22 protein-coding genes are annotated in these 24,327 nt (G+C 64.9%); 4 read left to right on the top strand and 18 right to left on the bottom strand.

From position 1 onward, the window contains the following. Positions 1 to 11 precede the first annotated feature (11 nt). A complete protein-coding gene (locus AB3X94_RS25520; RefSeq protein ID WP_176121826.1) occupies positions 12 to 506 on the bottom strand; it encodes a gluconokinase in 495 nt (164 codons plus the stop codon). A 10-nt stretch (positions 507 to 516) separates the two neighbouring features. After that, on the bottom strand, positions 517 to 1,902 hold the full coding sequence (locus tag AB3X94_RS25515; protein ID WP_176105069.1) for a GntP family permease: 1,386 nt from the start codon (positions 1,900 to 1,902) through the stop codon (positions 517 to 519). On the opposite strand from AB3X94_RS25515, the gene AB3X94_RS25510 reads away from it, so the two are divergent. After that, positions 1,901 to 2,089, top strand: a complete 189-nt coding sequence (locus AB3X94_RS25510; protein WP_217709825.1) for a hypothetical protein — start codon at positions 1,901 to 1,903, stop codon at positions 2,087 to 2,089. The genes AB3X94_RS25515 and AB3X94_RS25510 overlap by 2 nt on opposite strands. Before the next feature lie 66 nt (positions 2,090 to 2,155). On the opposite strand, the gene eda is transcribed toward AB3X94_RS25510, so the two are convergent. Both eda and edd read right to left on the bottom strand, forming a co-directional pair. After that, on the bottom strand, positions 2,156 to 2,797 hold the full coding sequence (gene eda / locus AB3X94_RS25505) for a bifunctional 4-hydroxy-2-oxoglutarate aldolase/2-dehydro-3-deoxy-phosphogluconate aldolase (RefSeq protein ID WP_176105068.1): 642 nt from the start codon (positions 2,795 to 2,797) through the stop codon (positions 2,156 to 2,158). 2 nt (positions 2,798 to 2,799) lie between these two features. Then, complete coding sequence (gene edd / locus AB3X94_RS25500; RefSeq protein WP_176105067.1) at positions 2,800 to 4,764, bottom strand: phosphogluconate dehydratase; 1,965 nt, start codon at positions 4,762 to 4,764, stop codon at positions 2,800 to 2,802. A 298-nt stretch (positions 4,765 to 5,062) separates the two neighbouring features. Here edd and AB3X94_RS25495 point away from each other — a divergent pair, with 298 nt between their 5' ends. Then, positions 5,063 to 5,908, top strand: a complete 846-nt coding sequence (locus AB3X94_RS25495) for a MurR/RpiR family transcriptional regulator (protein ID WP_176121829.1) — start codon at positions 5,063 to 5,065, stop codon at positions 5,906 to 5,908. Positions 5,909 to 6,019: 111 nt separating this feature from the next. Here AB3X94_RS25495 and AB3X94_RS25490 read toward each other — a convergent pair whose 3' ends face one another. The 9 genes from AB3X94_RS25490 to bamE all read right to left on the bottom strand — a co-directional run bounded on the left by AB3X94_RS25490 (position 6,020) and on the right by bamE (position 15,896). Next, positions 6,020 to 6,436, bottom strand: coding sequence for a CopD family protein (locus AB3X94_RS25490; protein WP_368613070.1), 417 nt, complete (start codon positions 6,434 to 6,436; stop codon positions 6,020 to 6,022). A 60-nt stretch (positions 6,437 to 6,496) separates the two neighbouring features. After that, positions 6,497 to 7,768 carry a glutamate-5-semialdehyde dehydrogenase gene (locus AB3X94_RS25485; protein WP_368613069.1) on the bottom strand — a complete coding sequence of 424 codons (1,272 nt, stop codon included), beginning with the start codon at positions 7,766 to 7,768 and terminating at the stop codon, positions 6,497 to 6,499. A 249-nt stretch (positions 7,769 to 8,017) separates the two neighbouring features. Beyond that, on the bottom strand, positions 8,018 to 9,142 hold the full coding sequence (gene holA / locus AB3X94_RS25480) for a DNA polymerase III subunit delta (RefSeq protein ID WP_176105064.1): 1,125 nt from the start codon (positions 9,140 to 9,142) through the stop codon (positions 8,018 to 8,020). A 54-nt stretch (positions 9,143 to 9,196) separates the two neighbouring features. Next, positions 9,197 to 9,748: an LPS assembly lipoprotein LptE gene (gene lptE, locus AB3X94_RS25475; RefSeq protein WP_176105063.1), complete on the bottom strand. Its 552-nt coding sequence runs from the start codon at positions 9,746 to 9,748 to the stop codon at positions 9,197 to 9,199. Positions 9,749 to 9,836: 88 nt separating this feature from the next. Continuing rightward, complete coding sequence (gene leuS, locus AB3X94_RS25470; RefSeq protein ID WP_368613068.1) at positions 9,837 to 12,428, bottom strand: leucine--tRNA ligase; 2,592 nt, start codon at positions 12,426 to 12,428, stop codon at positions 9,837 to 9,839. Positions 12,429 to 12,627: 199 nt separating this feature from the next. Further along, positions 12,628 to 13,059, bottom strand: a complete 432-nt coding sequence (locus AB3X94_RS25465; protein WP_368613067.1) for an ExbD/TolR family protein — start codon at positions 13,057 to 13,059, stop codon at positions 12,628 to 12,630. 48 nt (positions 13,060 to 13,107) lie between these two features. Continuing rightward, positions 13,108 to 13,824, bottom strand: coding sequence for a MotA/TolQ/ExbB proton channel family protein (locus AB3X94_RS25460; protein ID WP_368613066.1), 717 nt, complete (start codon positions 13,822 to 13,824; stop codon positions 13,108 to 13,110). Between the two features lie 78 nt (positions 13,825 to 13,902). Further along, a complete protein-coding gene (gene dapB, locus AB3X94_RS25455; RefSeq protein WP_368613065.1) occupies positions 13,903 to 14,700 on the bottom strand; it encodes a 4-hydroxy-tetrahydrodipicolinate reductase in 798 nt (265 codons plus the stop codon). 362 nt (positions 14,701 to 15,062) lie between these two features. Continuing rightward, positions 15,063 to 15,896 (bottom strand): outer membrane protein assembly factor BamE, encoded by an 834-nt coding sequence (gene bamE, locus AB3X94_RS25450; protein ID WP_368613064.1) that lies wholly within the window; start codon positions 15,894 to 15,896, stop codon positions 15,063 to 15,065. Between the two features lie 152 nt (positions 15,897 to 16,048). Here bamE and fur point away from each other — a divergent pair, with 152 nt between their 5' ends. Next, on the top strand, positions 16,049 to 16,477 hold the full coding sequence (gene fur, locus AB3X94_RS25445; RefSeq protein WP_027198845.1) for a ferric iron uptake transcriptional regulator: 429 nt from the start codon (positions 16,049 to 16,051) through the stop codon (positions 16,475 to 16,477). A 107-nt stretch (positions 16,478 to 16,584) separates the two neighbouring features. Here fur and AB3X94_RS25440 read toward each other — a convergent pair whose 3' ends face one another. The 3 genes from AB3X94_RS25440 to AB3X94_RS25430 all read right to left on the bottom strand — a co-directional run bounded on the left by AB3X94_RS25440 (position 16,585) and on the right by AB3X94_RS25430 (position 19,588). After that, entirely contained in the window at positions 16,585 to 17,097 is a 513-nt protein-coding gene (locus AB3X94_RS25440) for an ureidoglycolate lyase (RefSeq protein WP_368613063.1), read from the bottom strand. Between the two features lie 27 nt (positions 17,098 to 17,124). Beyond that, on the bottom strand, positions 17,125 to 18,135 hold the full coding sequence (alc, locus tag AB3X94_RS25435) for an allantoicase (protein WP_368613062.1): 1,011 nt from the start codon (positions 18,133 to 18,135) through the stop codon (positions 17,125 to 17,127). Between the two features lie 124 nt (positions 18,136 to 18,259). Then, positions 18,260 to 19,588 (bottom strand): C4-dicarboxylate transporter DctA, encoded by a 1,329-nt coding sequence (locus tag AB3X94_RS25430; protein ID WP_176105053.1) that lies wholly within the window; start codon positions 19,586 to 19,588, stop codon positions 18,260 to 18,262. 236 nt (positions 19,589 to 19,824) lie between these two features. Between AB3X94_RS25430 and AB3X94_RS25425 the strand changes: the two genes are divergently transcribed. Continuing rightward, the gene (locus tag AB3X94_RS25425; RefSeq protein WP_368613061.1) at positions 19,825 to 20,511 is read left to right on the top strand and encodes a FadR/GntR family transcriptional regulator; all 687 of its coding nucleotides are present in this window, start codon (positions 19,825 to 19,827) and stop codon (positions 20,509 to 20,511) included. A 73-nt stretch (positions 20,512 to 20,584) separates the two neighbouring features. Here the strand turns inward: AB3X94_RS25425 and gap are convergent, their stop codons facing one another. Together gap and tkt are read right to left on the bottom strand one after the other, a co-directional pair. Next, a complete protein-coding gene (gene gap / locus AB3X94_RS25420; RefSeq protein ID WP_176121843.1) occupies positions 20,585 to 21,595 on the bottom strand; it encodes a type I glyceraldehyde-3-phosphate dehydrogenase in 1,011 nt (336 codons plus the stop codon). A gap of 112 nt (positions 21,596 to 21,707) precedes the next feature. Beyond that, complete coding sequence (gene tkt / locus AB3X94_RS25415; protein WP_176105049.1) at positions 21,708 to 23,729, bottom strand: transketolase; 2,022 nt, start codon at positions 23,727 to 23,729, stop codon at positions 21,708 to 21,710. Between the last annotated feature and the right edge of the window lie 598 nt (positions 23,730 to 24,327).

The following is a 24,327-nucleotide window of genomic DNA, read 5'->3' as shown; positions in this document are numbered from 1 at the left end:
GAATCAAAGACTCAGCGCGCTTCGAGCTGCCTGAGCGCCTCGTCGACGATCTGCTCCGGCGTCAGATCGATGCTGACCGTGATCGCTTCATCGTCACCCGGCTCCTCGAGCGTATCGAGCTGGCTTTGCAGCAGCGACGGATCGAAGAAGTGCCCGGTGCGATGCCCGAGACGCTCCGAGAGCACCTCGCGCGAACCCTTCAGGTAGACGAAGCACACGTCTTTGTCGCCGGCACGCAGAATGTCGCGATACGAGCGCTTCAGCGACGAACACGTGAACACCGCCGTCTCGCCCGCCTTCTGCTTTTCCTCGATCGCTGCGCGGATCGTCTTCAGCCACGGCCAGCGGTCTTCGTCGGTGAGCGGAATGCCGTGGTGCATCTTCTCCTTGTTCGCCGCGCTATGGAACGCGTCGCCGTCGGTGAACGTGCAATGCAGACGCGCCGCCAGCATTTCGCCAATCAGAGACTTGCCCGCGCCCGACACGCCCATTGCGATCAGAATCATTTGAAACTCCTTACAGGACCGCCGCGAGTGCGAAGGTCAGGGCCAGCCCCATTATCGAAATGATGGTTTCGAGGAGCGACCAGGTCTTGAAGGTCTGCACCACCGTCATGCCGAAATATTCCTTGATCAGCCAGAAGCCGCCGTCGTTCACGTGCGAGAAGATCAGCGAGCCCGAGCCGGTCGCGAGCACCATCAGTTCCGGCTTCACTTGCACCGCGCCCGCCGCCGCGATCGGCGCGACGATGCCGCAGGCGGTCGTCATCGCAACGGTGGCCGAACCGGTCGCGAGACGGATCATCGCCGCGACGATCCAGCCGAACAGCAGCGGCGACAGATGCACCGCGGTCGCAACGTTGGTGATTTCCTTCGAAATGCCGCTATCCAACAGCACGCGGCCAAAACCACCGCCCGCACCGACGATCAGTGTAATACCCGCGATCGGCGCCAAACACTCGCCGCAGAACTTCTGGATCTGCTCGCGGTTAAAGCCGCGGCTCGCGCCGAAGGTCCAGAAGCTGACCAGCACGGCCGTCAGCAGCGCGACGTCGGTGTTGCCGAAGAAGCGCAGCAGATCGTTCGGCAGCGTCTTCGGTTCGAACACCAGGTCGGCCCAGCTGCCGACCAGCATCAGAACCACCGGCAACAGGATCGTGGCCAGCGTGATGCCGAAGCCCGGCAGTTCGCGCTTCGGTGTGTTGGTTGCCACGCCGTTGCCGTTATTCGCGTCGTGACTGAGAAACTGCGCGGCAAGCGGATTTTCCTTCGGCAACTGGATATGCCGGCTCACCAGCAGCGCGAACAGCGGACCGGCGACGATCGCGCAGGGGATGCCGACGATCAGACCATAGGCGATCGTCTTGCCGATGTCCGCGTGATACGCCTGCACGGCGAGCAGCGCGGCCGGGTGCGGCGGAATCAGCCCATGCACGACGGACAGACCCGCGACCATCGGCAGGCCGACCAGCAGCAGCGATTTGTTGGTGCGCTTGGCGACGTTGAACGCGATCGGAATCAGCAGCACGAAACCGACTTCGAAGAACACCGGCAAACCGACGATGATCGCGACGACCATCATCGCCCAGTGAATGTGTTTCTCACCGAACCAGTTGATCAGCGTGGTCGCGACGCGCTCGGCGCCGCCCGATTCGGCCATCATCTTGCCGAGCATCGTGCCGAGACCGACGACGATGGCAATGTGCCCGAGCGTGTTGCCGTTACCCGTTTCGAACGATTTGACGATGGTCTGCATCGGCATGCCGGCCACGAGGCCCAGCAGCAACGACACGATGATAAGAACGAGAAACGGATAGACCTTCAGGCGCGTGATCATGAAGATCAGCAACGCGATCGCGATCAACGCGTAGACCAGCAACATGCTTCCGTGGGCAGATTCCATGAAGCCCCTCCTTTGGTTTATTGATTTCAGAGTGCGGATGCGGCCGGCACTTCGTCTCACGGCAACCTGCGCGATGCCTGAAAACCCGGCTGGCCGCGCGGACGCTGAATTTTACTGTTTGTTTCAAAAACGCGCGCAAATCCAGCACGCATATCAAGCAAAAAAGAGTCTCGGCGCGACAGCCTGATGCGGCTGTATCGACGAGACTCCTGGGCCCGGCTCAGTCAACCGATGCGCTGGTGAGTCGTGGGGCTTAGTGTGCGGGCGCCGCCAACTGGCTCGCGGCGCGCGCAAGGCGCGTCACCTCATCCCAGTTCTGCGCGGCGAGCGCGGCCTTCGGCGTGAGCCACGAACCGCCGACGCAGACCACGTTCGGCAGCGACAGGAAGTGCGGTGCGCTTTCTGGCGTGATGCCGCCGGTCGGGCAGAACTTCAGCGCCGGGAACGGACCGTGGAATGCCTGCAGCATCGGCACGCCGCCGGCCTGCTGCGCGGGGAAGAACTTGACGATCTCGTAGCCGAGCTCGAGCGCGAGGATGATGTCCGACGGGGTCATCACGCCGGGCAGCAGCGGCAGACCCACATCCTGCGCGGCCTGGTGCATGTCATTGGTCAGACCCGGCGACACGCCGAACTGTGCGCCCGCCTTCTTCGCCTGGGCGCAATGTTCGGGCTTCGTGATCGTGCCGACACCGACCACGATGTCGTCGGCGAGCTCGCACGCACGCTCGATCGCGCCGAGGCCCGCCGGTGTGCGCAGCGTGATTTCGAGCACCTTCACTCCGCCCGCATGCAACGCGCGCGACACGTGTTCGCCCTGTTCGACCGTGTCGAACGCGAGCACCGGAATCACCGGGCCGAGGCGCACGATATCGCTTACTGTTTTCGACGTCATAGTCAGACTCCTTGTTTCTGCAGCGCCGCGCCGGCTTGCGCGGTGCTCGTGTGATGGCTGCTCGATTGATGGGCGTGCTTGTCGCCGTGCTTGTGGTGGCTGCCGTGGCCGTGCTGGCCGTCGAGCGCGCCGCCCTCGCCGATCAGCTTGCCGAACACCGACGCGCCTTGCTCCGCAGGTGCCGCCGCCGCACGGAACACGCCGAACAGCTCGCGGCCGAAGCCGGCTTCGTTGTCCGCCTGATGCAGCGGCTCGGCGTTCGGACGCGCGGCCCATTCGGCTGCGTCGATCTCGATGTCGAGCACGCCCGCTTCGGCGTCGATGACCAGCGTGTCGCCCGTGCGGACCTTGCCGAGCGGGCCTTGCAGCAACGCTTCCGGCGACACATGAATGACCGCCGGCACCTTGCCCGACGCGCCCGACATACGGCCGTCGGTCACCAAAGCGACATGGAAACCCTGATCCTGCAACACACCGAGCAGCGGCGTCAAACGATGTAACTCGGGCATGCCGTTTGCACGGGCGCCCTGGAAGCGCACCACCGCGATGAAGTCGCGCTTGAGCTCGCCCTTGTCGAATGCTTCCTGCACCGCTTCCTGCGAATCGAACACGACTGCCGGCGCCTTCACCTTGCGATGCTGCGCCGCGACCGCCGAGATCTTGATCACGCCGCGGCCGAGCTTGCCCTGCATCAGACGCAGGCCGCCGTCCGGCTGGAATGGCTCCTGGATGCCGCGCAGCACCGCGGTATCCGCGCTCGCCTCGACGCCCGCGACCCATTGCAGTTTGCCGTCGAGCAGCTTGGGCTCCTCGGTGTAGCGCTTCAGGCCCTTGCCCGCGACGGTGTTGACGTCTTCATGCAGCAGACCGCCTTGGAGCAGATTGCGCACGAGGAACGCGACGCCGCCCGCCGCGTGGAAGTGGTTCACGTCGGCCTTGCCGTTCGGATAGATCTTCGCGAGCAGCGGCACCGCCTGCGACAGCGTGTCGAAGTCGTCCCAGTCGATCACGATGCCGGCCGCGCGCGCGATCGCGACGAGGTGCAGCGTGTGATTGGTCGAGCCGCCGGTTGCCAGCAGCGCGACGATGCCGTTGACGATCGCCTTCTCGTCGATCACATGGCCGATCGGCATGTATTGGCCGCGCTCGACCGTCAGGTCGAGCACGCGGCGCGCGGCCTGGGCCGTCAGCGCGTCGCGCAGCGGCGTGTGCGGATGCACGAAGGCCGAGCCCGGCAGATGCAGGCCCATCACTTCCATCAGCATCTGGTTGCTGTTCGCGGTGCCATAGAACGTGCAGGTGCCGTGGCTGTGATATGCGGCCGCTTCCGCTTCGAGCAGCGCGTCGCGGCCGCACTGGCCGGTCGCGAACTGCTGGCGCGTCTTGGCTTTGTCGTCGTTGGACAGGCCGCTCGTCATCGGACCGGCCGGCACGAAGATGGTCGGCAGATGGCCGAATTGCAGCGCGCCGATCAGCAGGCCCGGCACGATCTTGTCGCAAATGCCGAGGCACAGCGCGGCGTCGAACATGTTGTGGGTGAGCGCGACGGCCGTGCTCATCGCGATCACTTCGCGCGAGAACAGCGACAGCTCCATGCCCGCGTTGCCCTGCGTGATGCCGTCGCACATCGCCGGCACGCCGCCCGCGAATTGCGCGACGCCGCCGTTTTCGCGCGCGGCCTGTTTGATGATGTCCGGGTAGTTTTTGTACGGCGCGTGCGCCGACAGCATCTCGTTGTACGACGACACGATGCCGATGTTCGGCTCGCGGATCTGCTTGATCACGAGCTTGTCGTTGCCTTCGAGACCGGCGAAACCGTGGGCGAGGTTCGCGCACGACAACGCGCCGCGTGCCGGAAAGCGCCCCTGCGCATGCTGGATGCGGGCCAGATACGCTTCACGCGTGGGCTTGCTGCGCTCGATCACGCGTTGCGTGACCTTCAACAATTGCGAATGCGGGGAAACCATCGGAGCTCCTTCGTCGCTGGCGGCAGGCGCACGCATGACACCAGGCGGTATCGCGGGGTTGTGATATCGAACCACGCCATATTAGTAGAAAAACTACATGATCGCAAATACGACCGCTGTTGCGGTGCCGCATCGCGAGAATCGCCGAGTCGCCCAATTGGCGGCGTCTCGGCGCTTTGCAGCCGAAACCCAGGGAATACACTTACGCGCCGATATGTAGTTTTTGTACATAGCTTTTGTGCGCCAACGACCAATCGGATATAGTCCACACGTTCTTCAGCATAGTGCGAGTTTTCCGATGATGCTGTCCCAGGTGGAAGAGATGCGTGATCAGCTGCGCCCGTCCGAGCGCAAGCTGGCCGATTATGTGATCGAGGCACCGCGCGAGGTGCTCGATCTGTCGATGACCGAGGTCGCCGCGCGCGCCGGCGTGAGTCAGCCGACGATCGCGCGCTTCTGTCACGCGCTCGGTTTTTCCGGCTTTCGCGAATTCAAGATCCGGCTTGCGCAAGGCATCGCCAGCGAAGTGCCCGCCGTCTATCGCGACGTGCGGCCCGACGAGCCGACGCCGGGCGTCGCCGCGAAAGTGCTCGACCGGACCATCGGCGCGCTGATTCAGGTGCGCAACAATCTGTCGTCGGATAGCGTCGCGGCGGCGATCGACATGCTCGCGCAGGCGAAGCGCATCGAGTTCTATGGCGCGGGCGGCTCGGGCATCGCCGCGCTCGACGTGCAGCACAAGTTCTTCCGGCTCGGCATGCCGAGCGTCGCGTATTCGGACCCACACACGTTTCTGATGTCGGCCGCGCTGCTCGGGCCCGGGGACGTGGTCGTCGCGATTTCCAACACGGGCCGCACGCGCGACATCATCGATGCCGCGAGGGCCGCGCTGAACGCGGGCGCGAAGGTGATCGCGATCACGCACGGCAACTCGCCGCTCGCCCGGCTCGCGACCGTGGGACTCTTCGCTAACGTCGACGAAGACACCGACATCTTTTCGCCGATGACCTCGCGCGTGTCGCATCTGGCGATCGGCGACATTCTGGCGGTCGGCGTCGCGCTGAGCCGCGGGCCCGAACTGGTGGAGAAGCTCGCGCAGACGAAGGAAGTGATACACCGGCGGCGGGTGGACTCACAGGGGTAATCCGCTCCGATAAGAGTGGAACGACGGGCATAACGAAAAAGGGCGGTGTGCCATTCAACCGGCACACCGCCCTTTGTCTTTTCCAGCGCCCAGCTTAACGCCGTCAGCCGCTCAGAACGGCTTGATGACCACCAGCGCGACCGCCGCGAGCATACCGAGCACCGGCAACTCGTTGAACATCCGATACCACTTGTCCGAGCGGCGATTTTCGCCGCGCTCGAACCTGCGCAGCAGCACGCCGCAATACGCGTGATAGATGACGAGCAGCACGACCACGCCGACCTTCGCGTGAATCCAGCCCTGCCCGCTGCCGATGCCGATCACGAGCCACAACCACAAGCCGCACGCGATCGCGGGCATCGCGATGAAGCTCATGAAGCGGAACAGCTTGCGCGCCATCAGCAGAAGACGCGCCGTCGCGGCGGGTTCCGTTTCCATCGCCAGATTGACGAAGATGCGCGGCAGATAGAACAGGCCGGCAAACCAGGAGGCAATCAACACGATGTGAAACGTCTTTACCCAAAGCATCGGCGGGGGTCCTTGTGGTTCTTGTTGTTGTGTTCGTTGTGGCGGTGCTTCGCTGCGCGCTTATTGACGACCTTCGCCGTGCCCGAGCACGATGTACTTCAGCGAAGTCAGCCCTTCCAGTCCGACCGGGCCGCGCGCGTGCAGCTTGTCGTTCGAGATGCCGATCTCGGCGCCGAGACCGAACTCGAAGCCGTCCGCGAAACGCGTCGACGCGTTGACCATCACGCTCGCCGAATCGACTTCGCGCAGGAAGCGCATCGCGCGGTCGTGGTCTTCGGTAACGATCGCATCGGTGTGCTGCGAGCTATAAGTGTTGATGTGCTCGATCGCCGCGTCGATGCCGTCGACCACCTTGATCGCGAGCACCGGCGCCAGATATTCGGTGCGCCAGTCTTCCTCGGTCGCGTCGACGAGCGGGCCGACGCCCGCATCGGCCAGCACCGCGCGCGCCGCCGCATCGACGCGCAGCTCGACGTCCTTGCCTCGATACAATTGCCCAAGCGGCGGCAGCACTTCGGCCGCGATGCCGCGCGCGACCAGCAGCGTTTCCATCGTGTTGCAGGTGCCGTAGCGGTGCGTCTTCGCGTTGTCGCAGACGTTGAGCGCCTTCGCCAGGTCCGCGCGATCGTCGACATAGACGTGGCAGATGCCGTCGAGGTGCTTGATCATCGGCACGCGCGCTTCGTTCATCAGACGCTCGATCAAACTCTTGCCGCCGCGCGGCACGATCACGTCGACGTATTCGGTCATCGTGATCAGCTTGCCGACCGCCGCGCGGTCCGGCGTCGCGACCACCTGCACCGCGTCCTGCGGCAGACCGGCTGCTTCGAGCCCTTCGCCGATCAGCCTGGCGAGCGCGGTATTGCATTCGAGCGCTTCCGAGCCGCCGCGCAGAATGGTCGCGTTGCCCGACTTCAGGCACAGAGCGGCCGCGTCGATCGTCACGTTCGGGCGCGATTCGTAGATGATGCCGATCACGCCGAGCGGCACACGCATCTGGCCGACCTGGATGCCGCTCGGTCGATACTTCAGATTGCTGATTTCGCCGATCGGATCGGCCAGCGCCGCGACCTGGCGCAGGCCTTCGACGATCGTCTTCAGCGCCTTGTCGGACAGCGTCAGACGGTCGATGAATGCGGCGTCGTGGCCCTTGCCGCGGGCGCGTTCGAGGTCGCGCGCGTTGGCGGCCTTCAGCAGATCGGCATCACGTTCGATCGCCTCGGCAACGGCTGCAAGCGCGGCATTCTTCGCGGCGGTCGACGCCCGCGCCATCGCGCGCGAAGCCTGGCGAGCGCGTTGGCCGAGGTCGGTCATGTACTGGTCGATATCCATGGTCATTCTCGTGATGCCCCGCACGTTGGCGTACGGTGGTCGGGCAAGATTAGCGAAAGATCAAACGATTGTAAGTCGGGTACCGGGGCTTTGCTCGCGAGGGGGCAGCGGGTGCGCTGTGCTGTCGCGGGGTTTGCCGTTGCGTTGTGTTGAGCCCGTGGCATGGGAAACACGGCGGTCTGCATGTGACGCGATTGACGGTTGCTGTGCGATTGCAATCGCCGCTGGAACTCTCCCGCGCCTGGCTGTTTAGATTGGCCGCCGCGCTGGCGCCGCAGTCGGCGCCCGAGCTCGCGGCGGCACTGGCGACGCCGCCGACGGTTTTGGCGCGGCCACCGTCATTGCGAGTTCGAACAGGCCGTCCCACGGATCGGGCGGCGGATCGTTGCGATGATTGCCCGGCGTGCCGCCCGACAAGCCCTTGACCTGCCGGTCGAGCCGCGCCGCCAGCGCGAGCGCCTTCTCGAGCGCCGCTTCGCTGACACGCGACAGCGCCGGTCCGATCAGCCGTTCGCGCGGACCCCACACGCGGTTCTCGCGGGTGAGCATCGCGAGCGGCTTGCCGGCCGCGACGCCGCGCTTGATCCGCAACAGCGTGCGCACTTCCTCGACGACGGCCCACAGCACGAGCACCGCAGCCTCGCCTTCACCGCGCAGGCCGTCGAGCATGCGCGCGAGACGGCCGACGTCGCCCGCGAGCATCGCCTCATTGAGCTTGAACACGTCGTAACGCGCGACGTTGAGCACCGCGTCCTGCACCTGATCGAAGCTCAGCGAGCCGCTCGGATACAGCAGCCCGAGCTTCTGGATTTCCTGATGCGCAGCAAGCAGATTGCCCTCGACGCGCTCGGCGATGAACGCGAGCGCGCGCCGCCCTTCCTCGCCGGCTGCAACGCGCTGACCCTGGGCCGCGAGCCGCTGTCCGACCCAGTTCGGCAGCTGCGCGCGCTCGACCGGATCGATCTTCAGCGCGACGCCCGCATCGGCGAGCGCGGTGAACCATGCCGACTTCTGCGTGGCCGCATCGAGACGCGGCAGCGTGATCATCGTTAGCACGTCGTCGTTGACGGTGGATGCCAGGGCCTTCAGCGCGTCGGCGCCTTCCTTGCCCGGCTTGCCCGATGGAATGCGCAATTCGACCAGTTGACGGTCGCCGAACAGCGACATCGACTGGCTCGCGCCGAGCAGCGAGCTCCAGTCGAAATAGCGCTCGGCCGTGAACACCGAGCGGTCGGTGAAGCCTGCCGCGCGCGCCGCCGCGCGGATGCGGTCGCACGCTTCCTGCGCGAGCAGATGCTCGTCGCCGTACACGACGTACAGTCCGGCGAGGCCTTTGGCGAGATGCGCTTCGAGCGCGTCAGGTCGCAGTTGCATGGCTGGCGGTTGACGGGATGGATGAGATTCGACGACTCACGAACGGCGCGATGCTCACAGCGGCGGCGGCGGCAGCGGCGCGCGCGGCACGATGCCCGGCACGGCCTCGGCCGGCGTCGGATGCAGCGAGCGCACCACGCCGAGACGGCGGATCAGCTGATCGACCGCGTCGTTTTCCATGTCGGCGAACAGGATGTCGGACTCGGCGGCCTTCGCTTGCGAGAACTGGTCGCTATAGGTCATCGCGCGGTTCAGCGCGATAACGCTGCCCGGAATCAGCACGGTGCCGTCCTTGCCGGTCAGCGTGTAGGTCATCTGCAGATTCAGCTGATACTCGGCGACGACGCCCAGCGAATTCAGCGTCAGCGTGCTGAGGTTGCGGTTCTGCGTGATTTGCAGGATCGCGTCGGCATTGGCGACCGAGTTGACCACCACGGTGTCGCTGCCGCCCTGCACGATGCGCGTGAAGCGCGCGATGGCCGCGGGCGAGCCGCCCGACACATAGAGGCGCTTGAACGCGTAGTCCTGCTGGCCGCGCAACTGGAAGCCGCAGGCCGACAACATCATTACGCTGCAAGCGAGCGTCAAAAACGATCTGCGAGTCACATTCGCTCCCGGTTCGCAGTGGATTCGCAATGCCGAGGAACGCCGCCGGACGGGCGGCGCTCCATCTGCCGGATGAGGGCTCGGAACGTCAAACGACCACGTTCACGAGACGGCCCGGCACCACGATGATCTTCTTCGGCGCCTTGCCTTCGCTGAACTTCGCGACCATTTCGTGCGCGGCCGCTTGCTGCTCGATCGCGTCGCGCGATGCGTCCTTCCCTACCGTGATCGCGCCGCGTACCTTGCCGTTCACCTGCAGCACGAGTTCGATCTCGGCCTGTTCGAGCGCCTTCTCGTCGACCTTCGGCCACGGCGCGTCGAGCAGCGGGCCGAATTCCTCGGCATAGCCGAGCTCCTGCCACAGCTGGTACGTCAGGTGCGGCACGACCGGATACAGTACACGCAGCATCACGCCGTAAGTTTCACGCAGCACTGCCGTCTGCGCGCCCTTCGCGCCATCGAGCGCGTTGAGCATCTTCATCGCGGCCGATACCACCGTGTTGTACTGCAGACGCTGATAGTCGAAATCGGCCTGCTTCAGCACGCTATAGATCTCACGACGCAGCGCCTTGTCGGCGTCGTTGAATTGTGCGGCGTCCAACTGGCCGCCCGTGCGCAGCGCGGCTTCGTTCGTGTAGCCGAAGTTCCACACGCGACGCAGAAAGCGGCTCGCGCCTTCGACGCCCGAACCCGACCACTCGAGCTGCTGCTCGGGCGGAGCCGCGAACATCACGAACAGACGCGCGGTGTCCGCGCCGTGCTGATCGATCAGCATCTGCGGGTCGACGCCGTTGTTCTTCGACTTCGACATTTTCTCGACGCCGCCAAGCACGACCGGCTCACCGTCGGCGTTCAGCACCGCGCCGACCGGGCGGCCCTTGTCGTCGAACGAGACGGTGACGTCCGCCGGGTTGTACCAGGTCTTCTTGCCCGCTTCGTTTTCGCGGTAGTAGGTTTCGTTGAGCACCATGCCCTGCGTGAGCAGGTTCTTGGCCGGTTCGCCGAACTTCACGAGGCCGAGGTCGCGCATCACCTTCGCCCAGAAACGCGAGTACAACAGGTGCAGGATCGCGTGTTCGATACCGCCGATGTACTGATCCATCGGCGCCCAGTAATCGGTGCGCTCGTCGACCATCGTCTTCGCATCCGGCGACGCGTAGCGATAGAAGTACCACGACGAATCGACGAAGGTGTCCATCGTGTCGGTTTCGCGCTTCGCCGCGCCGCGGCAGCTCGGGCACGTGCAGTTCAGGAACGCTTCGGACTTCGCGAGCGGATTGCCTGTGCCGTCCGGCACGAGGTCTTCCGGCAGCACGACCGGCAGGTCTTTTTCCGGCACCGGCACGTCGCCGCATTTCGGGCAGTGGATGATCGGAATCGGCGTGCCCCAGTAACGCTGGCGCGACACGCCCCAGTCACGCAGACGCCACGTGATCTGCTTGTCGCCGAGGCCGAGTTCCTTAAGATCGGCGGCGATGCGGTCCACCGCTTCGTCGTACGCGAGGCCGTCGTACTTGCCGCTGTTGACCAGCGTGCCGGCCTTCTCGCCGTACCACTCCGCCCAGGCTTCAGTCGAAAACTCCTTGCCCTCGACCGCGACCACCTGCTTCACCGGCAGACCGTACTTCTTCACGAAAGCGAAGTCGCGCTCGTCGTGCGCCGGCACGCCCATCACCGCACCTTCGCCGTAAGTCATCAGCACGTAGTTGCCGATCCACACCTCGACCTGCTCGTGCGTCAGCGGATGCGTGACGTAGAAGCCGGTGGCCATGCCCTTCTTTTCCATCGTCGCGACGTCGGCTTCGGCGACGCCGCCGCGCTTGCATTCGTCGATGAACGCCTGCAGTTCCGGCTTGTCCTGCGCGAGACGCGTGGCGAGCGGATGCTCGGCGGCGATCGCGCAGAACGTGACGCCCATGATCGTGTCGGCGCGCGTCGTGAACACGCGCAGCAGCTTCTGCTCACCGTCGATTTCATACGGGAAGCCGAAGTTCACGCCAAAGCTCTTGCCGATCCAGTTCTGCTGCATGATCTTCACGCGCTCGGGCCAGCCGAGGCCGTCGAGATCGTTCAGCAGTTCATCGGCGTACTGCGTGATGCGCATGTAGTACATCGGGATTTCGCGCTTTTCGACGAGCGCACCCGAGCGCCAGCCGCGCCCGTCGATCACCTGCTCGTTCGCGAGCACGGTCTGGTCGACCGGGTCCCAGTTCACGGTGCCGGTTTTCTTGTACGCGATGCCCTTTTCGAGCATCTTCAGGAACAGCCACTGGTTCCACTTGTAGTAGTCGGGGCTGCAGGTCGCGACTTCGCGCGACCAGTCGATCGCGAGACCCATCGACTGCATCTGCTTCTTCATGTAAGCGATGTTGTCGTAGGTCCACTGCGCGGGCGGCACGTTGTTGGCCATCGCGGCGTTTTCCGCCGGCATGCCGAACGCGTCCCAACCCATCGGCATCAGCACGTTGTAGCCGTTCATCCGCAGATAGCGGTACATCACGTCGTTGATCGTGTAGTTGCGCACGTGCCCCATGTGCAGCTTGCCCGACGGATACGGCAGCATCGAGACGCAGTAGAACTTGGGCTTGTCGGTGGTTTCCGTCGTCTTGTAGGCGTCGATGGCGCGCCATTGCCCTTGCGCGGCGGCTTCGACGTCGGAGGGAACGTATTTTTCGTGCATGGTGTGATGGGATCGCTAGGTTCGGTGCTTTCGCACCGGCCCGGTGCTCTGCAGAATGTCGTTGCGTCGTTTCCCCTTCGGCGGGGAAAGGGCTGATTATACCGTTCGCGGACGGGTGCGCCGCTACGCGCGGCATGGTGCGGGGCGGGGTGTGCCGGATTCGTCAACGCGCTGCGCGCCCGCCAGCGCCCGGTGATGCTCAGTGCTGCGCGGCGGGCGGCGGCGGGTCCGTCACGAAGCCGATCCGCTCGAGCCCCGCCTGCTGCGCGGCGCCCATCACCTGCGCGATTACTTCGTAGCGCGTCGAACGCTCCGCGCGCAGTTGGATGTCCGGCTGGTCCGCCTGCTTGCCGGCCTCGGCGAACTGCACGCGCATCTGCGCGAGCGTGATCGGCTTGCCGTTCCAGTAGAGCTTGCCGGCGCCGTCGATCGACAGGGAGATGGTTTGGGGGGTCTGGCGCGCGGGCGCCGCCGCGACCTTCGGCAGATCGAGCCGGATCGCGTGCGAGAACAGCGGCGCGGTAATGATGAAAATCACCAGCAGCACCAGCATCACGTCGATCAGCGGCGTCATGTTGATCTCGGCCATCGGCGCGGCCGTCTGCTTCCTCTCGAGTCCGCCGAATGCCATGTCGCCTCCTTGCGTCTGAGCTTGGCCCTGCCCGCCGCACGCCAAGCGTCAGCGGTGCGCCTCGTGCGCCGCCTGCTGCGCGCGGGGCGGCGTCGGCGCATGCTCGGGGGAGCACACGTACGCGTGCAAATCGTGCGCGAAACCGTCCAGCTCCTCGGTTAATTGCCGCACGAGGCGGCCCAGCACGTTGTACCCGAGCACCGCCGGAATCGCGACCACCAGACCGAACGCGGTCATGATCAGCGCCTCGCCGACCGGTCCCGCGACGTTCTCGATCTGCGCCTGCCCGCTCGCCGCGATGCTGCCGAGCGCGTGATAGATGCCCCATACGGTGCCGAGCAGACCGACGAACGGCGCGGTGCTGCCCACCGACGCCAGCAGCACCTGACCGAACTCGAGCCGCCGCTGCGACGCGTTGAGCGCCTGGCGCAGCGCGCGCAGCACCCGTTCGCTGCGCTCGACGCGCGCGAGCAGCGCGCCCGGAATGTCGACCTCGGCCGCATGGAGCGCCGCTTCGGCGAGCGGCGCGAACACGCGCTCACGGTCGGTGCGGCGCAGGATGGCGACGCCTTCGGCGAGCGTCGGCGCTTGCCAGAAGCGCGCGATCGCCCGCGAGGACTGGCGTTTCGCGCGCGCCAGAATCCAGCTCTTGACGATCAGAAAACACCAGCTCGCAATCGACATGGCCAGCAGCACGTAGGCGACGGCATGCGTGATCGCGTCGCTCGTTTGCAGGTAATGGATGATGCCGCTGCTGCCTGCCATCTGACCTCGCGTTAGGAAAGTGACTTCGGGAGGGCGCGCTCGGGATGCGCTGCCCCGCCTATGCGCAACGAACTTCGCTCAACGCAGGCCGAGCACGTCCTGCATGTCGAAGAAGCCGTTGTCGCGGCCTTCGAGGAAGCGTACAGCACGAAGCGCGCCTTGTGCATATGACAGGCGGCTCGCCGATTTGTGCGTGATCTCGATGCGCTCGCCGATGCCTGCGAACAGCACCGTATGATCGCCGACGATATCGCCGCCGCGAATCGCCGAGAAGCCGATCGTCGACGGATCGCGTTCGCCGGTCACGCCTTCGCGGCCGTAGACCGCGCAGTCGTCGAGATTGCGGCCGAGCGCGCCCGCGATCACTTCGCCCATCGTCAGCGCGGTGCCGGACGGCGCATCGACCTTGTGGCGATGATGCGCCTCGATGATCTCGATGTCGTAGCCGGTCGAGAAGTGCCGCGCCGCGTATTCGAGCAGTTTCAGCGTAACGTTCACGCCGACGCTCATGTTCGACGCGAACACCACGCCGATCTTCTGCGCCGCCGCTCGCAGCTGCGCTTTTTGCGCGTTGTCGAAGCCGGTCGTGCCGATCACCATTTTCACGCCATGGCGCTGCGCGGCTTCGAGATGCGCGAGCGTCGCGTCCGGGCGCGTGAAGTCGATCAGGTAGTCGGATTCGGCAAACACGCGCTCGATATCGTCGGACAGCAGCACGCCCGTCTCTTTGCCGAGGAACGCGCCGGCGTCCTGGCCAAGCTGCGCCGCGCCCGTGCGGCAGAGCGCGCCGGACAGCGTCGTGTCGGCGTCGTTGAGGACGGTTTCGATCAGCATGCGGCCCATACGGCCCGATGCGCCTGCAATGGCAATTTTCATGACGATGAGGATTCGAAAAGAGTCAACCGGGATGGAGCCCGGCAAACGCGGCCCGGCGAATGCACCGACCAGTGTGCCGGGGAATGCGCCCGGTCGATATAGGGACAAGCGGCGACAGGCGGCACGGTCTTAGGCCGGGCGGCTCGCTGCTGAAGCCAACGTCCGCGGCCAACCGGGACGGCTCGCTCAGGTGACTGACTGATACCGCCCGCTGCGGCGAGCCACTGCCGCGGCGCACTGCGGCAACAGGTTCATGCGGCCCAAGCGGCGCACTTCCGGCCTCGCCTGACGCCGGACGAACACACATCTGGCGGGCGCCGCACATGCTGCGCGCAGCCCGCCTCACAACACCGACAAGCGGATCAGTTGCTCGTTCCGGACGTTGACGGCGAAGCGCTCGGCGTCGAGCTGTCGCCGCTTTGCGAGCCCGTCGGGCCGACCGGGTTGCTCTCGTTTTCCGGCGCCGGCGGCGGCGGGCGTTTGAACTGGAACTGCGGCTGACCACCGGCCGTCGGGCCTTGCGTCGGGATCCCGCCAGCGCCCGCTCTCGGCACGGCCGGACGCACGGACGGCGCGCCGCTCGGCGTAGACACCGCGCTGGTCGCGCGATTGGCCGCCTGGGCAGCTTCCGCGTTGGCGTCCATGGACGGCGTGGCGGCTTGCTGGGCGCCTTCGACCGACGGCGAGCGCGTCGTGTCCACCGTGACCGGCGCCGCGGCGGCAGCCCCGCTTGCGGCGGCTGCGGCGCTGGCGGCCTCGGCCGCGCTCGCCGCGCTCGGCGGCGTAGCGTTCGAGCGACGGCCACTGCGGTCGCCGTCGATTTCGGCCAGCAATTCGAGATTGGTCGGCAGATCCTCGCCACCCGTCCAGTGGGTCACGGTGTCGCCCGAGAAGAACACGACGAAGTCGCGTTGCTGAACGATCGAGGTGTTGCCACGCTTGAAATAGAACGTGTAGTCCCAGCGATCCGCGTGGAACATGTCGGTCAACAGCGGCGTGCCGAGCACCTGACGCACCTGTGCGCGCGTCATGCCGACCTTCATCTGGCCGGCCATTTCCTGCGACACGAAGTTACCTTGCACGACCGTAATCCGATACGGCGTAATGCTTTGGGCAACGCGCTGGGTCAGGCTGTCGTACGTGGAACATCCGGCAAGAACCGCGACAGTCGCAACCGCGATCAAGGTACCCCGCATGCGGCTCCCCCGGTAGATCAATTGAGATTTAGAAATCATTTCACTCACCGTGCGGGCCCGCTTGCGGGCCGCGCTCATTCCATCGAAAATGACCAGAACGGCAAAACACATTACTATGAGAGCCCAGCATTGTACTCTAGGGATCCCTTGTCATGACCAATCCAACCGATCTCAAGAATATCGGGCTCAAGGCGACCCTTCCGCGCCTCAAAATCCTTGAGATTTTCCAACACAGCCCGGTACGTCATCTAACCGCCGAAGACGTATATCGCAACCTCCTGCACGAGGAACTCGATATCGGTCTCGCCACCGTGTATCGCGTGCTGACGCAATTCGAGCAGGCCGGCCTGCTCTCGCGCAGCAATTTCGAGTCGGGCAAGGCGGTGTTCGAACTGAACGAGGGGACGCACCACGATCACCTCGTGTGCCTCGATTGCGGGCTCGTGGAAGAGTTTTTCGACCCCGAAATCGAAAGTCGTCAGCAGTCCATCGCCAAGGCACGCGGCTTCAAGCTGCAGGAGCATGCGCTGGCACTGTATGGGGCGTGCACGAAGGAAAATTGCCCGCATCGTAAGCACTGATGCATCGCTGGCCGCGTGCGAATACGCGGCCTGGCAAGTCAGAAGAAAGACCCGGCCGATGAGAATCGGTCGGGTTTTTTTGTTCAGGCGACGGACGGCGAATACGGCTATCCGACCGGTTCCACGCTCGGCTCGAAGGCGAGCCGCCACGGCTCGGCCAACTGCAATTCGTCGCAATTCGGCGCGTCGCCGCCACGATCGACGACGATGAAGTCGCTGACCTGATCCAGCGCGAGCAGCGGATGATGCCAGACCCCTTTCGCGTAATTGACACCCTGCCACGCGTCGGTCCAGAACGCGCGCATCCGCGTGGCGTCGAACTCGCCGGCCGGCGCGACCACCACCAGATAGCGGCCCGCGCGTAAGGGAATGAAAGCCTGGCTCCCGAGCGGATGCCGCTCCATCATCGTGATCTCGACGGGGAGCGCGCGCGGCTGCGCGCGAAACAGATTGACGAGCGGCCGGCCGCCCTGCTCCGCCACGTCGACGCGCGCTAGGTCGTGATAGCGCTCGGTGGTGCCGCCATTGATCGGAAAATGACGCGCGCCGTCGAGTTCGATCACGTCGCCGAACGGCGCGAAGGCCGCGCGCGTCAGGCGTTCCATCTGCAGGATCTTCATGCGTGCCGCTCCCTGATGTTGCGTGCGTTAAGCGATCTCGCCCCACAGACGCAGGCGCGACACGCCGCCGTCCGGGAAGATGTTGAAGCGCACGTGCGTGACCGGCCCGAGCGCGGCGAGGTCGTCCGTGAACGTGTGCACGTGGTCCATCTGCAGCTTCTGTTCGCCGAGCAGCACCGGCCAGAACATCGCCTGCGTGACGAGCGAATCGTCGGTGCCCCCCGTCACCGATGCCGCCTGCAGCGAGCAGCGGTCCGGGAAGTTGCCCTTGAAGTGCGCCGTATCCACTTCGATCTTGCGGATCACGCCGGGCCGCGCGAGCGCGACGATCGCCCAGTCGTTGCCCGGCTCGCGACGCCGCCGGGTTTCCCAGCCGTCGCCCATGTTCACGCCGCGGCCTGGCATCAGCATCTGCGAGGCCGGCCCGAAATGCTGGTTGTTCGCGGCGACGAGGTACGCGCCGTTTTCGATCGCGGCGAGATCGAGCAGCGTGCCGCGCTCGACGCGGCTCCAGTCCCGCTGCGGCTGGCCGTACACGCGCAGTCGGGCGAGCCCGCCGTCCGGATAGAGATTCACCCGCAGATGGGTGACCGGGCGCGCGTCTTTCACTTCAACATAGTGATGCTGGTTGCCCTGTAGCGTCGTCGCCGGCACGAGCGGCTGCCAGTCGGCGTGCTCGGGCGGCACGTCAGCGTCGCTGTGACAGGCATCGATCGACGCCGCCGGCGGGAAATTGCCGGTGAAGTGGCTCGTATCGAGATCGACGCCATGCACGACGCCCGGCCGCGCGAGACGGATCACGCAATGGTCGTGGCCGTTCGTGCGCTTGCGGCGCGTCTCCCAGCCGTCCATCCACTTGCCGTGGTCGTCGTATTTGCCGGGGATGAACACCGCCGGCTGCGGCTCGAGCATGCGCTCTTTCGGTGCGAAGAATTCGTCGCTCGCGAACAGCGCCTTTGCGCCGAGGCGCGGATCGGCGAGGTTCATGTAGCGGCGCGTGAAGACGGGGGCGTTCGGGTCGAGGATCGGGTTGGCCATGATGTCGGTCAGTGTGGAAGAGGTCAGAAACGGCCGGCGGCGCCACGGCAGCCGCCGGTTTGCGAAAAAACTCCGTCTGAAGACGATGCCGGTTGGTCTGGTCAGACCAGAGCCGGCGCCGCCGTCAGACTGCCGGCGCGTGTTCGCCCGCACCCGGCTCGGCGAGCGTGTCGTCGACAGCGGGCACATAGCGCAGCGCCGCGTCGCGATTCAGCACGCGGTGCGCGCGCGCCTTGTCGATATCGTTTTCCCACACGGCGACCACCACCGTCGCGACGCAGTTGCCGATCAGGTTGGTCAGCGCGCGGGCGATGCCGACGAACCAGTCGACCGGCAGAATCAGCACGAGACCGAGCACCGGAATCGCGGGAATCGCGGAGAGCGTCGCAGCCAGAATCACGATCGCCGAGCCGGGTATGCCGTGCGCGCCCTTCGACGTCACCAGCGACACCAGCACGACGACGATCAGGTCATGAATAGACAGCGGGGTGTTGGTCGCCTGCGCGATGAACAGCACCGCAAGCGTCAGATAGATCGAGAAGCCGTCGAGGTTGAACGAGTAGCCGGTCGGAATCACGAGACCGACCGTCGAATCCTTGACGCCCATCCATTCGAGCTTGCGCATGATCTGCGGCAGCACGGCGTCGGACGACGCGGTGCCGAGCACGATCGACAGTTCTTCGCGCAGATAGCGGATCAGCTTGAAGATGCTGAAGCCGGCGAGCCGCATCACGGCGCCGAGCACGAGCACGACGAACACCACGCAGCTCGCGTAGAACACCAGCACGAGCATGCCGAGTTGCTTCAGCGACTCGACGCCGTAGGTGCCGGTCGTAAACGCGATCGCGCCGAGCACGCCGAGCGGCGCGAGCTTGATGATGAAGCCCATCACGCGGAAGAACACCTGTGACAGCTCATCGATCAACCCGCTCACGCGTTGCGCGCGCTTGCCGAGCAGCGACAGCGCCGAGCCGAACAGTACCGAGAACACGAGGATCTGCAGGATGTCGCCGGTCGCGAACGCGTTGATCGCCGTGTCGGGGATGATCTTCAGCAGAAAGCCGGCGGTGTCCTTCAGGCTCTTCGCGTGCTCGGTATAGGTCGTGAGCGACGCCGCATCGAGCGAACTCAGGTTCACGTTCATGCCGGCGCCCGGACGCGTCGCGTAAGCGAGCACCGCGCCGATCACGAGCGCGATCGTCGTCATCGCCTCGAAGTAGATCACCGACTTCAAACCGACGCGGCCGACCTTGCGCAGATCGCCCGCATGCGCCATACCGCTCACCACCACGCAGAACACGATCGGCCCGATCACCATCTTGATCAGCTTCAGAAAACCGTCCCCAAGCGGCCGCAAGGACTGCGCGAAATGCGGAAACACGGCACCGAGCACGATGCCGACCACGAGCGCGATCACGACCCGGCCAAATAGCGAATTGAAGAATTTCAACACGGCTTCCTCCTGCGGATGGTTGTCTCGGTCACTTCTGTTCAGACTGGTCCGACCAGAACTGTTATGGCGAATAGTAGGAAGCCGATATAGTCCCGTCAAGGATTGATCGAACAGTGTTTACCCGTTGTTTTTTCGGCGTTTTCGGGTCGGATTCGGGATTTCAGACGGCCGGAAGCGCGCCTTCTTTCTCGTAAGGATTAGAATTGCGGTCAGACCACGCCACCAAGTGAGTTTTTATGAAAAGCGTCCCGCACACCGTCACCGACGCGGCCATCGCGACCGTCCGCGAACGCATCGAAGCGGGCGTCTATCCGGTGGGCAGCCTGCTGCCGGCGCAGCGCCAGCTATCCGATGAACTGTCGATCAGCCGCGCGTCACTGCGCGAAGCGCTCTCCACGCTTGAAGCGCTCGGCCTGCTGGTAATCCGGCCGGGCAAGGGCGTGTACGTGGAAAGCGCGCAGGCGAAAGCCGCTCAGGCGTGGCGTTTCGCCGAGCAGTCGTCGCTGCCCGACACGTATCAGATGCGCTACGCGCTCGAAGGCTTCGTTGCGCGCATGGCGGTGCTCGCGGTCACCAACGACGACCTCGCGTGGCTCGAGGAAAACGTCACCGCGATGCAAAGCGCGCTCGCCTGCGAGGAACTCGACGAAGCGGCGCGGCTCGACTACGCGTTCCATATGCGCATCGTAAGCATCGCAGGCAATGCCGCGATCGAGTCGATCCTGCGCAGCAGCGCCGAGATCATGAAGGAAAGCCAGCGCATGCCGTTCTACCGGCGCGAGCGGGTGCTGTCCACCTACACCGAGCATCGCGCGATTCTCGACGCGCTGAAGGCCCGCGATTCGCTCGCGGCCGGCAAGGCGATCGAGACGCACATCGCGAACGCCGCGCAGCGCGCGGGCGTCTATTTCCCGACGCCGTAGCCGTCGCGCCGATACCGCAGACGAAAAAAAGCCGCTCCGAGGAGCGGCTTTCATGCAGCGTGAAACCCGAAACTTACTTCGCGTTCGCGAGCGCCACAGCCGTGTCCAGCATGCGGTTCGAGAAGCCCCACTCGTTGTCGTACCAGCTCGACACCTTCACGAGACGGCCCGACACCTTGGTCAGCGTCGAGTCGAACGTCGACGAAGCCGGGTTGTGGTTGTAGTCGATCGACACGAGCGGTGCGTCGTTGTAACCGAGAACGCCCTTCAGTGCGCCTTCCGACGCTTCCTTCATGATCGCGTTGACTTCCTCGACCGTCGTGTCGCGCGCGGCGATGAACGACAGGTCGACGACCGACACGTTGATGGTCGGGACGCGGATTGCGTAGCCGTCCAGCTTGCCGTTCAGTTCCGGCAGCACGAGGCCGACCGCCGATGCCGCACCGGTCTTGGTCGGGATCTGGCTATGCGTGGCCGAACGCGCGCGGCGCAGGTCTTCGTGGTACACGTCGGTCAGAACCTGGTCGTTCGTGTACGCGTGGATCGTCGTCATCAGGCCGTTCACGAGGCCGATCTTGTCGTTCAGCGGCTTGACCAGCGGCGCGAGGCAGTTGGTCGTGCACGATGCGTTCGAGATGACCGTGTCCGATGCCTTCAGCACGTTGTGGTTCACGCCGTAGACGACGGTCGCGTCGACATCCTTGCCGCCCGGCGCCGAGATGATGACCTTCTTCGCTCCGCCCTTGATGTGCGCGCTGGCCTTTTCCTTGGTCGTGAAAAAGCCCGTGCACTCCATCACGACGTCGACGCCCAGCTCGCCCCACGGCAGTTCGGCCGGGTTGCGGTTCGCCAGCACGCGGATCTTGTCGCCGTTCACGACGAGGTAGTCGCCGTCCACCGACACCTGGCCCGGGAACTTGCCGTGCGCGGTGTCGTACTGCGTCAGGTGGGCGTTGGTCTTCGCATCGCCCAGATCGTTGATGGCGACGATTTCGATATCGTGCTTCTTGCCGTTTTCATAGAAGGCGCGCAGGGTATTGCGGCCGATCCGGCCGTAGCCGTTGATTGCGACGCGAATCGTCATGATGTATCTCCTGATGGCTAAAAAATCCGTTTATGTTCGCCTGGTCGGACATCCGGTTCGGTGCGTTGCCCCGCGCAACCACGAGGGGCGCGACGGCAACGCGACGCAACCATCAGCCGAGAGCGGCCTTGACCGTCGCCACCACGTGCTCGACGGTGAAACCGAAATGCTTGAACAGCACACCTGCCGGGGCCGATTCGCCGAACGTGTCGATGCCGACCACGCCGCCTTCCAGACCCACGTACTTGCGCCAGAAATCCGACACGCCCGCTTCGATCGCGACGCGGCGCACGCCGTGCGGCAGCACGCGTTCGCGGTACTCGGCGTCCTGCTTGTCGAACACGGTCGTCGACGGAATCGACACGACGCGTGCGGCGATGCCTTCGCGCGCGAGCGGCTCGACGGCCTTCATCGCCAGTTCGACTTCGGAGCCCGTCGCGATCAGGATGATCTTACGCGCGACGATCTCTTCGTCCCAGTCGCGCAGCACGTAGCCGCCCTTCTCGATGTTGGCGATCTGCGCGTCGGTGCGCTCGTTGAACTGCAGGTTCTGACGGCTGAAGATCAGGCACGACGGACCTTCATGTTCGATCGCATGGGTCCAGGCCACCGCGGTTTCGACCGTATCAGCCGGACGCCATGTTTGCAGATTCGGGATCAGGCGCAGGCTCGCGACGTGTTCGATCGACTGGTGGGTCGGGCCGTCTTCGCCGAGACCGATCGAGTCGTGCGTGAACACGAAGATCGACTGCGACTTCATCAGCGCGGCGACGCGCAGCGCGTTGCGGCTGTAGTCCGAGAACGTCAGGAACGTGCCGCCGAATGCCTTATAGCCGCCATGCAGCGCGACGCCGTTGATCGCGGCGCTCATGCCGAATTCGCGCACACCGTAGTTCACGTAGTTGCCGGCGGCACGGCCTTCGGCGTTCACGCGCACCGGCTTCGCGGCCTTCCAGTTGGTCAGGTTCGAGCCGGTCAGGTCGGCGGAACCGCCGAGCAGTTCGGGCAGCACGGCCGACAGGCCTTCGATGGCCTGCTGCGACGCCTTACGCGTCGCGACGGTCTCGGCGCGTTCGTTCGCGCCGGCGATGATCGCCTTTGCCTTGTCCTTCCAGTCGGCCGGCAGCTGCTTCGCGCTGCGGCGCTTGAACTCCGCCGCTTCCTGCGGATACTTGGCCGCGTAGGCGGCGAACGCCTTGTCCCATTCGGATTCGAGGCGCCCGCCCGCATCCTTCGCATCCCATGCCGCGTAGACTTCCTGCGGAATCACGAACGGCTCCCACTTCCAGCCGATCGCTTCGCGCGTTGCCGCGATTTCCTTGTCGCCGAGCGGCGCGCCGTGCGAGTCGTGCGAGCCCGCCTTGGTCGGCGCGCCTTCACCGATCACGGTCTTGCAGCAGATCAGCGTCGGCTTGTCCGACAGCTTCGCTTGCTTGATCGCCGCGTCGACCGCGTCGACGTCATGGCCGACCACGTTCGGGATCACGTTCCAGCCGTACGCGTCGAAGCGCTTCGGCGTGTCGTCGTGGAACCAGTGCACCACTTCGCCGTCGATCGAGATGCCGTTGTCGTCGTAGAACGCGATCAGCTTGTTCAGCTTCAGCACGCCTGCGAGCGAGCACGCTTCGTGCGAGATACCTTCCATCAGGCAGCCGTCGCCGACGAACACGTACGTGTGGTGGTCGACGATCTTCGCGTCGGGCTTGTTGAATTCGGTGGCGAGCAGCGACTCGGCGAGCGCCATGCCGACCGCATTCGCGAGACCCTGGCCGAGCGGACCGGTGGTCGTCTCGACGCCCGGCGTGATGCCATATTCCGGGTGACCCGGCGTCTTCGAATGGAGCTGGCGGAAGTTCTTCAGCTCTTCCATCGGCAGGTCGTAGCCGGTCAGATGCAGCAGCGAGTACAGCAGCATCGAGCCGTGACCGTTCGACAGCACGAAGCGGTCGCGATCGGCCCATTGCGGGTTCTTCGGGTTATGGCGCAGATGACGCGACCACAGGGCAACGCCGATTTCGGCCATGCCCATCGGCATGCCGGGGTGGCCGGAGTTCGCCTTTTGAACGGCGTCCATGGACAACGCGCGGATCGCGTTGGCCATCAGGGAAGTGGGTGCGGGAGACGGGGTCGTCATGTCGAGTCCGGAGACAGAGTCAGAAAGCGGGGCGCGCTTGAGGCCCGGAAGCTCGGCGGCCAGTTCGCTACGGCGCACGATGCGGCGCCAGGAGACGCGAAACGGGCAGAGCAAGCGGACAAGGCTGAAAGCGTCACATTCTAGCAGAAGGTTAACCCCTAGCCGGCCGGAAAGCCGCCCGGCCGCGCGGTTCAACGCACTACGCCCGGCGGCGGCATTCACGATTCGAGCAGCTGATTTGCCCACGCTGCCGATCGAGCCCGTCCGCCGTGAACGCCCCGCTATTGTTCCAGCCTTGTGCCGACGCCGTCTACGGATTTCCTCATGCACGCCTCGATCCGCTCGATGCCCGGATGCCTATCGAGTTCCGCGACGACTCGCCCGATTCACCCGCTCGTCGAACGTCTCGCCGCGCGCGGCATCGATTCGCTGCGTCATGACGAACCAGCCCTGCACGCGGGGCTACTCTCGGCAGCGCGAACGGCGCGCGATAAACTGAGTCCGACGACGAAACCATCCATTTGAAGCGTGGGCACGTGGAGCGAACCAGTTCGAGCGAAGCCGGCATGCCGCGCCCGAGCGAAACCCGCAACAGTCG

It is taken from the genome of Paraburkholderia sp. BR10923 (assembly GCF_040948765.1).
Lineage (GTDB): Bacteria > Pseudomonadota > Gammaproteobacteria > Burkholderiales > Burkholderiaceae > Paraburkholderia > Paraburkholderia youngii.
Note: the sequence above shows the minus strand (reverse complement) of the source record. Positions and strands in the feature narration are given on the sequence as shown.